This is a genomic window from Pelomicrobium sp. G1 (assembly GCF_051905455.1).
Lineage (GTDB): Bacteria > Pseudomonadota > Gammaproteobacteria > Burkholderiales > UBA6910 > Pelomicrobium.
Map to the genome: position 1 here is coordinate 1 of NZ_JBQACR010000563.1, position 240 is coordinate 240.

Annotated in this window: 1 protein-coding gene; it reads right to left on the reverse strand. The window is 61.2% G+C overall.

Annotated features, from left to right (window positions below; translation table 11 throughout):
- A partial coding sequence (locus ACTFO6_RS19635) for a helix-turn-helix transcriptional regulator (protein ID WP_439935976.1) occupies positions 1-240 on the reverse strand: 240 nt, incomplete at both ends.

Sequence of the window (240 nt, forward strand, 5' to 3'; positions counted from 1 at the left end):
TTCCAGTCACGTGCCGTAGCCAATCCGCCAATCGTCGTCCTTCCTGATCCGGATACGTTTCAAGCACCTGAAGATCGCGGATTCTCTCCAGCCCGAAATTGCGGAAATCGCCGCGCAATTCGCACCACGCGCCGAGCGTCCAGCGCGCCCCCCAATAAGCCATCGACAGTGGCCACACGCGCCGCTCGGTCTCCGCGCTGTTCGCATCGGTATAGGCGAAGCTCACCACCTGACGTGCAT